At 60.2% G+C, this 13,406-nt stretch carries 15 protein-coding genes; 7 read left to right on the top strand and 8 right to left on the bottom strand.

Annotated features, from left to right (window positions below; all coding sequences use genetic code 11):
• Position 1: 1 nt before the first annotated feature.
• Complete coding sequence (rloA3, locus tag ACTG1K_RS19465) at positions 2–496, bottom strand: retropepsin-like aspartic peptidase RloA3 (RefSeq protein ID WP_181223898.1); 495 nt, start codon at positions 494–496, stop codon at positions 2–4.
• 381 nt (positions 497–877) lie between these two features.
• On the opposite strand from rloA3, the gene ACTG1K_RS19470 reads away from it, so the two are divergent.
• From ACTG1K_RS19470 to ACTG1K_RS19490, 5 genes are all read left to right on the top strand, one after another.
• Entirely contained in the window at positions 878–1,921 is a 1,044-nt protein-coding gene (locus tag ACTG1K_RS19470) for a GMP reductase (RefSeq protein ID WP_005348017.1), read from the top strand.
• A gap of 96 nt (positions 1,922–2,017) precedes the next feature.
• Complete coding sequence (gene earP, locus ACTG1K_RS19475; protein WP_425854881.1) at positions 2,018–3,214, top strand: elongation factor P maturation arginine rhamnosyltransferase EarP; 1,197 nt, start codon at positions 2,018–2,020, stop codon at positions 3,212–3,214.
• A gap of 45 nt (positions 3,215–3,259) precedes the next feature.
• Complete coding sequence (efp, locus tag ACTG1K_RS19480) at positions 3,260–3,826, top strand: elongation factor P (protein WP_005335100.1); 567 nt, start codon at positions 3,260–3,262, stop codon at positions 3,824–3,826.
• Positions 3,827–3,960: 134 nt separating this feature from the next.
• Entirely contained in the window at positions 3,961–4,725 is a 765-nt protein-coding gene (locus ACTG1K_RS19485; protein WP_425854879.1) for a DUF3530 family protein, read from the top strand.
• Between the two features lie 143 nt (positions 4,726–4,868).
• Positions 4,869–5,825, top strand: coding sequence for a D-2-hydroxyacid dehydrogenase (locus tag ACTG1K_RS19490; RefSeq protein WP_236293663.1), 957 nt, complete (start codon positions 4,869–4,871; stop codon positions 5,823–5,825).
• An 80-nt stretch (positions 5,826–5,905) separates the two neighbouring features.
• Here ACTG1K_RS19490 and ACTG1K_RS19495 read toward each other — a convergent pair whose 3' ends face one another.
• Positions 5,906–6,388: a YMGG-like glycine zipper-containing protein gene (locus ACTG1K_RS19495; protein ID WP_323936622.1), complete on the bottom strand. Its 483-nt coding sequence runs from the start codon at positions 6,386–6,388 to the stop codon at positions 5,906–5,908.
• Between the two features lie 487 nt (positions 6,389–6,875).
• On the opposite strand from ACTG1K_RS19495, the gene ACTG1K_RS19500 reads away from it, so the two are divergent.
• Entirely contained in the window at positions 6,876–7,478 is a 603-nt protein-coding gene (locus ACTG1K_RS19500) for a nitroreductase family protein (protein ID WP_425854877.1), read from the top strand.
• Positions 7,479–7,585: 107 nt separating this feature from the next.
• Here ACTG1K_RS19500 and ACTG1K_RS19505 read toward each other — a convergent pair whose 3' ends face one another.
• On the bottom strand, positions 7,586–8,233 hold the full coding sequence (locus ACTG1K_RS19505; RefSeq protein ID WP_440006441.1) for an HAD-IA family hydrolase: 648 nt from the start codon (positions 8,231–8,233) through the stop codon (positions 7,586–7,588).
• An 8-nt stretch (positions 8,234–8,241) separates the two neighbouring features.
• Positions 8,242–8,487: a hypothetical protein gene (locus ACTG1K_RS19510; protein WP_440006443.1), complete on the bottom strand. Its 246-nt coding sequence runs from the start codon at positions 8,485–8,487 to the stop codon at positions 8,242–8,244.
• Positions 8,488–8,603: 116 nt separating this feature from the next.
• Here ACTG1K_RS19510 and ACTG1K_RS19515 point away from each other — a divergent pair, with 116 nt between their 5' ends.
• Positions 8,604–9,512, top strand: coding sequence for a LysR family transcriptional regulator (locus tag ACTG1K_RS19515; RefSeq protein ID WP_440006445.1), 909 nt, complete (start codon positions 8,604–8,606; stop codon positions 9,510–9,512).
• Positions 9,513–9,606: 94 nt separating this feature from the next.
• Here the strand turns inward: ACTG1K_RS19515 and ACTG1K_RS19520 are convergent, their stop codons facing one another.
• The 4 genes from ACTG1K_RS19520 to ACTG1K_RS19535 all read right to left on the bottom strand — a co-directional run bounded on the left by ACTG1K_RS19520 (position 9,607) and on the right by ACTG1K_RS19535 (position 13,313).
• A complete protein-coding gene (locus ACTG1K_RS19520) occupies positions 9,607–10,545 on the bottom strand; it encodes a diguanylate cyclase (RefSeq protein WP_440006447.1) in 939 nt (312 codons plus the stop codon).
• Between the two features lie 199 nt (positions 10,546–10,744).
• The gene (locus ACTG1K_RS19525; protein WP_064340812.1) at positions 10,745–11,401 is read right to left on the bottom strand and encodes an excalibur calcium-binding domain-containing protein; all 657 of its coding nucleotides are present in this window, start codon (positions 11,399–11,401) and stop codon (positions 10,745–10,747) included.
• Positions 11,402–11,533: 132 nt separating this feature from the next.
• Complete coding sequence (locus ACTG1K_RS19530) at positions 11,534–12,100, bottom strand: cysteine hydrolase family protein (protein WP_204477619.1); 567 nt, start codon at positions 12,098–12,100, stop codon at positions 11,534–11,536.
• Positions 12,101–12,149: 49 nt separating this feature from the next.
• Positions 12,150–13,313, bottom strand: coding sequence for an FAD-dependent oxidoreductase (locus ACTG1K_RS19535; protein ID WP_440006449.1), 1,164 nt, complete (start codon positions 13,311–13,313; stop codon positions 12,150–12,152).
• Positions 13,314–13,406 lie beyond the last annotated feature (93 nt).

Genomic DNA, 13,406 nt, shown 5'->3' on the forward strand with positions numbered 1-13,406 from the left:
TTCAATGACAATCTGGCTGAACGGTAAAGGTTCGACTGGAATCCACTGGGCCCAGCTCCGCCAGCAGACGTCGGCCCAGCAGCACCGGATAGATCATCTTGCTGCGATCCCGCAGGGTGAACCACTCCTCATACACCTTGTCCCCCAGACAGATGGACATGGTCACCGTTGGCCGCTGCTCCATGCCGCCCGCCCCACGCACCGTCACGCTGCGCTCGACCCGCCGTTCGAACTGCTGCTTGACCAGTTTGCCGCTGTCGGCATCGGTCACCACCAGCATGAAGCGCACCCAGGGCTTGCCATCCCGTTTGAATCTGGTGATGGCGCGTGCATCGAGGGAAGAGGTGAGCGCCCCGGTGTCGAGCTTCATCTTCACCGCCACGCCGGTGGGCAAAATAAGTCCCTTCTCGATCCAGCCATAGCTGGTCGGGGTCTCTGCCAGCGCACTGCCACACAGTGCCAGCATCAGGGTGATCCCCACCATCATCTTGCCCATTTTACGGCCCTGCCTTGTCAATCCTGCGCCCAGATCTACCACAGTCCCATTGTGGGTCAATCCGATTTATTTCAGCTACTTGGATAATATCTGGCGGGTCAGGAGATAGACGACAAAGAGTGGCCGAACGGCGGCCCAAGCGGGCGGGAATATCGAAGGAAAGCAAGGCACCGAACGGTGCTGGATGAAACTGGTGGTTAACCTCAGGTTGTGACGCCAAAGGCTACCACAAGGATTTACAAATTATCAGTCTTGTTCTGAAGGGATTTTTGCCTACACTGTTGTAAACCGGAGGGCCTGAAAACCACCGGTTTTTTTGCGCCTGCCGAAAATTTGCCACTGCAAAAGTGACTTTCAACAAGGCTCAATAAGGAATTTGTAATGCGTATCGAAGAAGACTTGAAGCTCGGTTTCAAGGATGTCCTGTTCCGCCCCAAGCGCTCTACTCTCAAGAGCCGTTCCCAAGTAAGCCTGACCCGTCAGTTCACCTTCAAACACACTCAGACCCAATGGCAAGGCGTACCCGTTATCGCCGCCAACATGGATACCGTCGGCAGCTTCGCCATGGCGCGCACGCTGGCCGGTTTCGAGATGATGACCGCGGTACACAAGCACTACAGCCTTGAGCAGTGGCAAGCTTTCGTCAACGAGACCGACCCGGCGCTGCTGGGCCATGTGATGGTCTCCACCGGCACCTCGGCTGAAGATTTCGCCAAGACCCGCCAAATCCTCGCCATGTCCGAAGCGCTGCGCTTCATCTGTGTCGACGTGGCCAACGGCTACTCCGAACACTTCGTCGAGTTCGTGCGCAAAATTCGTGAAGCCTGCCCCAACCACGTCATTCTGGCAGGTAACGTGGTGACCGGCGAGATGGTCGAAGAGCTGATCCTCTCCGGCGCCGACATCGTCAAAGTCGGCATCGGCCCGGGCTCGGTCTGCACCACTCGCGTCAAGACCGGTGTCGGTTATCCGCAACTCTCCGCCATCATCGAGTGTGCCGATGCGGCCCACGGCCTCGGCGGCCAGATCGTCGGTGACGGCGGCTGTACCTGCCCGGGCGACGTCGCCAAAGCCTTCGGCGGCGGCGCCGACTTCGTGATGCTGGGTGGCATGCTGGCAGCTCATGAGGAGTGCGGTGGCGAGATCGTCGATGTAGACGGTGAGCCCTTCATGAAGTTCTACGGCATGAGCTCCTCCAGCGCCATGGACAAGCACGCCGGCGGCGTCGCCGAGTACCGTGCCTCCGAGGGTAAAACCGTACTGCTGCCCTACCGCGGCCCGGTCGAGAACGCCGTGCGCGACATTCTGGGCGGCGTGCGCTCCACCTGTACCTACGTGGGTGCCAGCCAGCTGAAAGAGCTCACCAAGCGCACCACCTTTATCCGGGTACGCGAGCAAGAGAACAACGTCTACGGCAAGGAGTAACCTGCCACAGACCGCCGTCACACGCTGACGGTTAGAAGCCAGTCAACCGGTGTGCTACCCTGCGCACCGGTTTTTTTGCATCCGGGATCCTGAGCCATGACAACTCCCCTGCCCCCGTTTGACTGGGACATCTTCTGTTGCGTCGTCGACAACTTCGGTGACATCGGCGTCACCTGGCGACTTGCCCGCCAGCTAAAACGGGAGGGGAATATTGCGGCACATGGCAATGAGGTTCAGGTGCGGCTCTGGGTGGACGATCTGGCAAGTTTCGCCCGCATCTGTCCGGGGCTCGACCCGGCGCAGGATGGCCAGTGGGTCGATGGCATCTATATCCAGCACTGGCATGAGTCCCTGCCGAGCGACATGACACCGGCCAGGGTGGTGATCGAAGCCTTTGCCTGCGAACTGCCCACCCCCTTCATAGAACTGATGGCGAGCCAACCCAAGCCCCCCTGCTGGATCAATCTGGAGTACCTCTCGGCGGAGAGCTGGGTCGAGGATTGTCACGGCCTCGCCTCGCCACAGCGAGTTGGCAACCAGAGCCTCAACAAATACTTCTTCTTCCCGGGCTTTACCGCTAAAACCGGCGGCCTTTTGTGCGAGCACGACCTCATCACCGAACGGGAGCAGTGGCAGCAAGATGATGCGGGACTTACCGCCTACTGGGCCAGCCTCGGTTTGCCGCCAAAACAAGAGAACGAGCTGCGGGTCAGCCTCTTTACCTACGAGAGTGATGCACTGCAAAGCCTAGTCGAGAGCTGGTGCCAGAGCGCCACGCCCGTCACCCTGCTGCTGCCGCTGGGGCGCTCTCTCAACGATGTGCTCACCGGTGCCGGTCTGGCAGATGCCATCACCACCGCACAAGCGGGGGATCTGCTCCACGCGGGCAACCTCACCATCAAGCTGCTACCGATGACCGATCAGGCCGGTTACGATCGGCTGCTGTGGAGCTGCGATCTCAATCTGGTGCGTGGGGAGGACTCCTTCGTACGGGCCCAGTGGGCGGCTCGTCCTTTCCTCTGGCACATCTACCAACAGGAGGAGGAAGCCCATCTGGTCAAGCTGGAGCAGTTCCTTGACCACTACTTATCAGATCTACCCGCCGAGTGCGGCCAATGGCTGCGCCGGTTCAATCTGGCTCTCAACCGTGGCGAAGATTGCGGCGAACTTTGGGCCCAATGGCCCCGATATAGCGCCATTTGGCAGCAACATGGGCGAAGCTGGTCACAGAAGTTGCTCCGGGATGGGGATCTCGTCACGAGGTTGGTGAAATTTTTAGAAAGCCGTATATAATCTGGCAGTTTTTATCCGTCCGTTTCACGAACAGGAATTTTTTACATGAAAACCGCACAGGAAATCCGCGCTGGTAACGTAGTCATGATCGGCACCGAGCCGATGGTGGTTCAGAAGGCTGAATTCAACAAATCCGGCCGTAACTCCGCCGTGGTCAAAATGAAGCTGAAGGGCCTGCTGAACGGCAGCGCTACCGAGACCGTCTTCAAGGCCGACGACAAGCTGGACGTTGTTCAGCTGGAACGTAAAGAGTGCACCTACTCCTACTTCTCCGATCCCCTGTATGTCTTTATGGACACCGAGTACAACCAGTACGACGTAGAGAAAGACAACCTGGGTGACGTGCTGAACTACCTGGTAGACGGCATGGAAGATCTGTGTGAAGTGACTTTCTACAACGAGAAAGCCATCTCCGTAGAACTGCCGACCACCATCGTGCGCGAAGTTGAGTACACCGAACCGGCAGCCCGTGGCGACACCTCCGGTAAAGTGACCAAGCCTGCCCGTCTGAAAGGCACTACCTACGAGCTGGCTGTTGCCGCTTTCGTAGAGATCGGTGACAAGATCGAAATCGATACCCGCACCGGTGAATTCAAGCGTCGCGTCAACTAATTGACCGCTTTGAATTGATTACAAAAAAGCGAGCCAACGGCTCGCTTTTTTATTGCCTCCGAGTTGCCATCACACCGCCCGCCTTCAGAAAATCCCGCCGCCGCCGCTAACCCAGATAACCGGGGGAGCACACTATGGCCAGATTATCCTTATCACTGCTGTTATTGACCTTGCTGGCTGGCTATGGGGCAGAGGCGAGCGAGGTCGCGCCCCCCGTTGCCGAGCCACTGCCCCTCGACCATTGGCAAGCCAGCGACTGGAAAGGGCTACCCGATGCCACCCAGATCGACAAGCAGACGGTGCTGTTTGCCAAACACGACAGTGAAAACTATCTGGGGCTCGCCATTTTACTGCCCGACTGGCAGCGCAGCGGCCAGCTCTGGCAACTGACGCGCGCTCTCGGCCGACTGGGCTTTGATACCCTGCTGCTGCTGCCCTCCCCCCAACAGACCGAACTGGACCCAGCCGCCGAGAAAAAAGCGAAAAACAGCGATGAGTTTCGCAAGCAGTTTGCCGAGCGGATCAGCAAGCTGGCCGATGCCAAGCTGCAGGAGGGGGGCTTCAAGCTGATCCTGGCGCAAGGTACCGGCGCCGCCTGGACTGCCAACCTCATCGCCAGCGAACAGTTGCCCGCCCCCGACGCGCTGGTGCTGCTCGATGGCTTCTTCCCCAATCAGCAGAGCAACCAGACCCTGGCCAAACAGGTGGCTCAGGCGGCCATCCCCACCCTGGACCTCTATCAGGAGGATGGCGGTCGCTGGCCCCTGCTGGCCGCCGAGGCCCGCAAAAGCGAGAGCCGCCGCAGCCACAAGCTCAACTATCGCCCCTACGCTCTGATGGAACTGGAGGAGACCCCCACCCGCATTCAGGGCTGGCTCAACCATCTGGGCTGGCTCTAAACCGGCCACTAGCGTGGCGCAATAAAGCGCGCAACATCACATCTGCCGGATAAAGCCCAGCTATGACACAGCGGCAGGCTGGCCCTGACTGCATCCTCTTTGGCATCATGGCCTCTCGAACCTGAACAATGGCAGGAAGGCCCATGCAGCAGATTGTGTTTCTCGACAGCGATACCCTGGATGCGGGCATCACCCTGCATCACCCCGACTTCCCCCACCACTGGCAGAGTTATCCCAGCACGGCCCCGGAACAGGTGGTGGTGCGGCTCAAAGATGCCAGCATCGCCATCATCAACAAAGTGCGGATCGGCGCCGCCGAACTGGCCCAGCTGCCTGAGCTCAAACTCATCGCCCTGGCCGCCACCGGCAGCGACAACGTGGATCTGGAAGCGTGCCGCGCCGCCAACGTCGGGGTGTGCAATATCCGCAATTACTCAGGCCCCTCGGTGCCGGAGCACGCCATGGCGCTGATGCTGGCCCTGTCGCGCAACCTCTTCTGCTGGCGCCAGTCGCTGCTGGAGGGACGCTGGCAACAGAGCGGCCAGTTCTGCTTTTTCGACCACAACATCATGGATCTGCACGGCAAGCAGCTTGGCATCATCGGCAAAGGGACACTCGGTCAGGCGCTCGGCGAGCGGGCCAAAGGGATGGGGATGACAGTGCGTTACGCCCAGAGCCAGGTCGGCACCAGTCACGACGAGGATCGCCTCCCCCTCGACGAGTTGCTGCAAAGTTCGGATGTGATCAGCCTGCACTGCCCGCTCACCCCCTACACCCGCAACCTCATTGGTGAGCGGGAGCTGGATCTGATGAAACCGGGCGCCCTGCTGATCAACGTCGGCCGCGGTGGGCTGGTGGATGAGGAAGCGCTGCTGCAAGCGCTGGCCAACGGCCGCCTCGGTGGCGCCGGTTTCGATGTGGCGAGCGTCGAACCCCCGCCCCCCGACCATCCCTTGATGAAAGCGCTGCAATACCCTCACTTCATTCTGACCCCTCATGTGGCCTGGGCCAGCGAAGAGTCGATGCAGCGTCTCGCCGATCAGCTGATCGACAACATCAACGCCTTTGCCGCCGGTCGCCGCCAGCACCGGCTGGTGTGACTGCACGATCGAGTCACCACACGATGCAAAACGGGGCCAACAGGCCCCGTTTTGCATCTTTCGCACTCACTGCGCGCACATCAATCGTCGTCGTGCCATCTGTGCTTCTTATGCTTTTTGTACTTCTTGTGGTGCTTGTGATGGTGATGATCATCGTCATCATCGTAATAGCGATCCTGGCTCTTGTGGCCATCGCCGGTCTTGGCACCGATGGCCGAACCGCTCGCCCCGCCGACCCCGGCGCCGATCAGCTGACCGGTATCACCACCGACACTCTTGCCGATAGCAGCACCACCCAGCGCCCCCACAGCGCCGCCAAGGGCCGCTTCATTCTTGTTGCCCTTGTTGGCCGTCGCAGCCCCACCGGCAGCACCGCCCAACGCAGCCCCCACCAGCGCACCGGTATCACCACCCAGCTCCTTGCCAATCATGGTGCCCGCTACTCCGCCTGCACCGCCACCCAAAATGGTATTGAGGGTCTCGGAGGCGTGCACGGTCGTGCTGCCAGCCAGCAAGGTGCCCAGCAGTGCCAGTGCGCGAAGAGCACGCGAATTCATCTCCATGGGTACTCCTGTCAAATCTGATTAATTTCCTCTGCACTATACAAACCGGCAGGCAGCAAACCAGTGGGTGACTAGCGGCAAGTAGATTTTCACTTGAAACCCGGCAATAGGCGTGACCGGCAAGTCCGAATTCAATCTCTTGAATAACCACAAGAAATTTTTTATTTCACAGGTATGGCGCGTCCCTCGGCAGGGGCGGGAGGCTGTCGCAGCTCCACCCCAACTACTGGCGATCGGACAGCTCCTGTCACCTGCGCAGGGTTGGGTGGCGCAATCTCAGCTGGACTGGCAGTTCAGCGCGCCTCAACCCCGTTCACTGGGGAGCAACAGGATCGCCTATGTGCGGGGTGTTAACCCTCAGTTGAAAGTGTCACCACTGCATGTAAACGCCCGGAAGATAATCGGGTGGTATAGTCTATAGCTTGAACAACAGGGGATGGCTGGCCACAAGGCTGGCGCCCGGTGACTATCAAGCAAAGGAGATGTTATGAGCAGTCCGTTTATCGAGCAGATCAAAGCACGTCGTACCATCTATGCCCTGGGCGACCAGGTGTCCCACACGCCGGAGCAGCTGACGACCCTGATCCAGGATGCCATCAGGCACAGCCCCTCCTCCTTCAACTCCCAGAGCTCCCGTGCCGTTATCCTGTTTGGCGCCCAGCACCACAAGCTGTGGGATATCGTCAAAGCCGAGCTGAAAAAGATTGTGCCGCCGGAGGCCTACGTCCAGAGTGAGGCCAAGGTAGATGGCAGCTTCCGCGCAGGCTTCGGTACCGTGCTGTTCTTCGAAGACACAGATGTCATCAAGGATCTGCAGCAAAAATTCGCCCTCTACGCAGACAACTTCCCCATCTGGTCGGAACATGCCACCGGCATCGCCCAGTTTGCGGTCTGGACAACGCTGGCGCAGGAGAAAGTCGGTGCCTCCCTGCAGCACTACAACCCGCTGATCGACGAGGCGGTACGCAAGGAGTGGAACCTGCCCGCCAGCTGGCTGCTGCGCGCCCAAATGCCCTTTGGCAGCATCAAGCAACCGGCCGGCGACAAGACCTTTATCGACGACGCCACCCGTTTCCGCGTTTTCAAATAACCGTTGAGAAAGCAAAACGCCCCCGCAGTTCGGGGGCGTTTTTATTGCAACATAGAGTGCGGATGGCTCATAGCGCATATGCAGCCACAACCCCTTATCTCCATCGCTCAGGCGGGCAGCGTCACCAGCAGAGATGTCTCTCCGACCTCCACCTTCACCTCGCGCCAGTCGCGGATCACCGCCACCACTGCCGGATTGAGCGGCGCCTCGCCCCCCACCTGTACCACGGCGCAGCCTGCGTTCAGGGCGCTCTCGATACCGGCCGGGGCATCCTCAAATACCAGACAGCGAGCGGGTGGCACGCCAAGCCGTTCAGACCCCAGCAGATAGGGCTCGGGATCGGGCTTGCCATTGATCACAGCTTCGGCCCCCACCAGCACGGCCGGCAGCGGCAAACCGGCACAATTCAGGCGATGGCGGGCAACCCGTTCACTGGCGGAGGTCACGATGGCCCAACGCTCTGGCGACAAGCGGCCCAGCAACTCGCCAGCCCCTGCGATGGCATCGCCGCCGGTATGCAGCATCTCCAGCTCGTCGAGCCGTGCCGCCTCCCGTTCCACATCCAGTTGCGGAGCCAAAGCCCGGATTACCTCACGCGAGCGCATACCATGGCACATCGCCAGCACAGGCTTGGGATCCAGCTGATGATGCTGGCACCAGAGCCGCCATACCTTCTCCACATCGCCGGTCGAACAGACCAGGGTGCCATCCATATCGAGCAACAGGGCGGATACTGACAGGGTGATCGTGTTCATGCCACCACTCATACTGGCACCCCGGCCAGCTCGGGCTGAGAGCCAGAGAGTGCATCTGCAAAGGCCTGCTGCTGGGCGGCACGCTCATAACAGGCCAGCGCCTGCTCGGCACTGTCAGCCCACACTTGCAAGGGGCCGACCACAAACCCCTGTTGCAACAGGCTGGCGAGCAGATCCCCCGTCTCCGGGGCCGCCAATGGCTGGGCCAGCACCAGCGTGCCCTTGATCAAAAAGAGATAGCGTTGGGTAGACATGATATGGCTCCTTGTTTCGGTTCAGAGGAGGGCGATTCCCCCCTTGCCGAGCCATTAGAACAAGGCGATTAGATAATTTATAATCAATAAATCGCCACTTTTGATAACCAATTGGAATGAAATTCGACTTGAGGCAACTGCAGGCGTTTGTGACGCTGGCCGACACCGCCAACTACCGGGAAGCGGCCAGCCGCCTCTTTATCACCCAACCGGCCCTCACCAAGCAGATCCAGGGGCTGGAGCAGACACTGGGCTGCACCCTGTTCAAGCGGGGTCGCCACGGCGCCGAGCTGACAGCGCTCGGCGCCCAGCTGCTCACTCAGGCGAGTGCGCTGGTCGAGCACGGTCGGGAGTTCGAAAGCCATGCGCTGGCTGTGGCGAGCGGGGTAGCCGGTCGGCTCAAGATTGGCTTCGGTCTGTCGAGTTTCGCACTGGCCCCTGCGCTGGTGGCCCGCTTCAAACAGCAGGTCCCGGACGTGATGGTCCATCTGCAGGATATGCCCTCCGCGATCCAGCAGGAGCAGTTGCTCTCCGGCCAGTTGCAGCTGGGCTTTATGCGCAGACCTCAGGTGCCGCAGTTGCAGGAGCACAGACTGCTGATCGACCGGCTGGTGCTGGCGGTGCCGACACGGATGACCGAGCCAGACCCGGCCGCATTCGACGTCCAGCAGGCACTGACCAGTCAACCCCTGTTGCAGATGGTGGGCCACCGCTGCCCCGGGCTCAGCCAGCAGATCGCCGGTTTTCTCGGCGCCAATCGGCTGACCGGCATGGCTCAGGAGGCCGAAGATATCCAGACGCTGGTGGCATTGGTCGCGGCGGGCATAGGCAACGCCATCCTGCCGCGCAGCGTCAGCTTTATCGCAGGGCCCGATGTCACCCTCTATCCGCTCTCTGGCCCCAGCTCCGAGTGGGAGGTCAGCATGGTATGGAATCCGGACTTTGCCGACCCCATCCGGGATCACTTCGTCAGGCAGGTGATCGCCAGCCATCCCCTGCCGGTGTCGGCCACACCCGAGCGCTGAAACCAACGCTCGCTGGTTGCTAACACCGTGACCAGCCAAAAAACAGTGCGCCCCCATCAAGGGGGCGCATGCAGGAAAAAAGCGGCAATGCGGCTCAACAGCTGGCGCAGTGACTACGGTTTTTACCCGCCCCCTTGGCGCAATAAAGCGCCTCATCGGCCGCGGCCAGCAACGCACCTTCCCCCTCCAGCAGTTGCTCTGCCGTGTAGGTAGCAATGCCAATGCTGGCGCTAAGCTGAATATTATTTGCCACCACGATGTCGAGATCGTTGATGGCCTGGCGGATCTCCTCTCCAATCCGCTGGGCCGCATCTCGATCGGTATTGCCGAGGATCAGGGCAAACTCGTCACCACCAAAACGGCAGGGCAGATCCGCCGGACGTTGGCAGAAAGATTGCAGAAGATGGCCCACCAGCTGGAGGGATCCATCCCCCATCTGATGACCAAGATGGTCATTGCACGCCTTGAAGTTATCCAGATCCAGCATGATGAGGGAGAGCGGGGTATGTTCACGCATGCTGCGCCGCCACTCGTTATGCAAAAAGCTGTTGAACAGCCGCCGATTGGCCAGTCCGGTCAGGGGATCATGTTGGGAGAGGCTGGCAACTTCCAGCTCCAGCAGCTTGCGCTCGGTGATATTGATATGGGCGATGGAAAAATACTCGGCATCAAGCCCGGGTACCGGCGCTACTCGCATCATAAACCAGCGCTGGGTGTCGGGGCTGTGGCAGGGGTATTCCAGATAGAATTTATCCTGCTGATGACGGATAACCCGGAGGATCCCCTCAACGGCAGCCAATCCCGAGGGCTCGGCTTCATCGTCACAAGCCCCCATGTAATTGACTCCGAGCCAGTTATATCCCTTGGGCATGCCGTTTTGTTCACCAAACAGCTCCCAGGCGAGATTGGTGTAATGAATCACCCCATCCCGGTCTATCACCGATATCTGGTCTTCCAGCGAATCCAGCAGCGCAGCCAGATAATGAGCCCGCTCGGAGAAGTGACTTCGCGGCCTCTGTATATCATCCACCATGATGGCCATCCTGTGGCAAAAGTGGCATACCGCCATCTATTAACAATTAAGTTAGCAGATAGAGTAAAGCACCCAATTTCCACTTGGCCAACTGAGACCCAATTTCACCATCGAACACCATCCGGCAAGGTTTCAGGCCAGTTTCCCTGTTCCGGATAACAAGAGCACATCATGAGCATATGCATTTGATAAGTCACATTTAATGACCACACCACTGATTTTCGCAGGGGATGCCATCGCCCTCTCCGTCCATTTTGGTGTTCGGGCAGTTTTGTAAAAACCAGGTTGCCTCCTCGCAGGAGGTCATCTGGGAACAATGCTGCCGACCATCACACTGGCGAATAAAGGTCGTTGCCTGTGGCGTGCTGACCTCCTCCTGATTGAAAGAGGAGACCGGCAATGGCGCCATCGACTCGGCCGAGAAACGGGAATAGATGGAAAAGAGGCCGACGAGCACCAGCAGGGGGATCAATTTGCCACTCCAGCTGCTCTTGCGACGTCGATAGGGGTTACTTCGCTCTCTGGTCGAGGTGGGTCGTGGCGGCTGACTTGCCGCCCGAAATGATGGTGCCGCTGATGATGCGGACGAAGGCACGGCATCCGCCAACGTGAGCGGGCGATCGGGGAAAAAGACCTGTAACGCCCTCGGTTTGCCATCCTGGCCACTGCCGATCAGATAGGTGACACGCTCCCCCGGCTCGGGCACGCGGCCATCTGATTGCAGCGCCGTAACGTGCACAAACAGCCCTGCACTGCGTGCTCCATTGATTGCCTGCTCGGCGCCATTTTGCTCCGGCGTAATAAATCCAAAGCCGCGCGCCTCGTTCCAGCTCGCGATCCGTCCCTGATAACGCATCTGTCCATCCTTGTTGTTATCCATGTGAGCACTATCTTGCCCGACAATCATGTTGCCCAAAAGCGCTGCGGCCCGACAGGGAGCCGCTGAGTCAATCTCAACACGGTGATCGGGCGCAGCCTGCGTTAAGGATCAAGCCAGCCGGGACACCTTGATGATCTCGGCGATGCGACCCAGCATCCGCAGCGAGGTGTGATGCTCGGTGGCATCTGCGGCGGCGCAGGCATCCTCCAGAATGGTGATGGCGTAGTCACGATCGTGACCATCCCGCGCTGCCGCCTGAATGGCCCAGCTAGTGCTCACCCCGCACAGATAGAGGTGGTCGATGTGGTTGGCCCGCAGCGCAGGCTCCAGCGCCGTGCCATAGAAGGGGCTGACCCTGGGCTTGGCCAGCACCAGATCACCGGGTTGCACATCCAGATCCGGATGAAAGTCGGTGCCGCTGTCAGCCAAAGAGAGCGCCCCCAACTGGTGAGCGCGACCAAACATGGGAGACCCCTTGGGTTGCAGCAGATAGCCGCCGTCAAAGCCCACCTTGATCAGCACTACCAGCCAGCCGTTGGCACGGGCATGGGCCAGCGCCTGATTGGCATGCGCAACAGCATCCTGCTCCAGCACATGGGCTGCAGAGGCGGCAATGCGCCCGTCGGAATGGGCAATATCGTTGATAAAATCGATCACCAGCAGTGCCTTGTTCATCACCTTTGCTCCTTCGCGAATTCAGCCCGTGTTATCTGGTTCCTACCTGTCAAACCAGCCCCAGTGCATAGCGCAGCGCCATCTCCTTTAAGGGGCCAGCTTTATCCGCCAGATTGAGGGCCAGATTGCGGGCCAGCTTGAGGGGGCCAATCTCGTTGCTGAATACCCCGTAGAAGAGATCCATTCCCGACTGCATCAGCAGGTTGTCGAGGCGACGGCGTCGCTCGTAACGCTCAGCCAACGCCAGCTGATGCCAGTCGGCGCCAGCTCCTTGCAGCAGATCAGCCCAGCAGGCCACATCCTTGAAGCCGAGGTTGACCCCCTGCCCCGCCAGCGGGTTGATGGTGTGGGCGGCATCGCCAAGCAGCACCACCCGACCGGCGTGGTAGTCGTTGGCGTGGCGGCGCACCAGCGGGAAGCTCCCCTTGCCGGTGACGGTAAATCCGCCGAGCCGGCTTGGGAAGTGGCGACGCACCTCGGCGGCAAGCCCTTCGTTGCTCATGGCTGCCAGCGCCCGGATCCGGGCCGGGCTGTCATACCACACCAGCGAGCCGTGCTGGCCGGGCAGCGGCAGGAAGGCGCGCGGACCGCTCGGGGTGAACTGCTGCCAGGTGATATCTTCCTGCGCAAAGTCGGTGTCGATATTGATCAGCATGCAGTGCTGGCGGTACTCGAAGCGCGATACGCCGATACCCGCCAGCTTGCGGGTGTGGGATTCGGCACCGTCACAGGCCTGCACCCAGCGGGCCGCCAGCTCGGTGCCATCATCCAGAGTCAGCACAGCTTCATCCGCACTCTGGCGCAGGCTGGTCACCGCCGCCGGGGTGTGGGTCTGGATGGTGGGAAAATCCTCCATCCGTTTGAGCAGGGCGAGCTGCACCAGCCGGTTTTCGATGATGTAGCCGAGCTGGGGCAGGCCAAGATCGGCGGCATTGAAGCGGGTGGCAAAACCGTCCAGCTCCCAGGTCTCCAGTCGGCGGTAGGGGCAGAGCCGCATCTGCTGCAGATGGTGCCAGGCACCGGCCTGCTCCAGCAGCGCCACCGAGGCCTGACTGATGGCGGAGACCCGCAGATCCAGCGGCTGCTCCGGCGCGTAATGCTCCGGCAGTTGGGTCTCGATGACCCGCACCGAGAGACCCTGAGCCGCCAGCAGACAGGCGGTGGCGGCGCCCACCATGCCGGCGCCGACGATGGCGATATCACACTGTTCCATACATTTATTCCTGAAAGGGTGCGTCCGGCGACAGCGCCCGGACGTGAACCGGATGGCAGCATGATAGCGCAAGGGCGGCTGATAAACAGTGAG

It is taken from the genome of Aeromonas sp. 102P, from assembly GCF_051920345.1.
GTDB lineage: Bacteria > Pseudomonadota > Gammaproteobacteria > Enterobacterales > Aeromonadaceae > Aeromonas > Aeromonas veronii.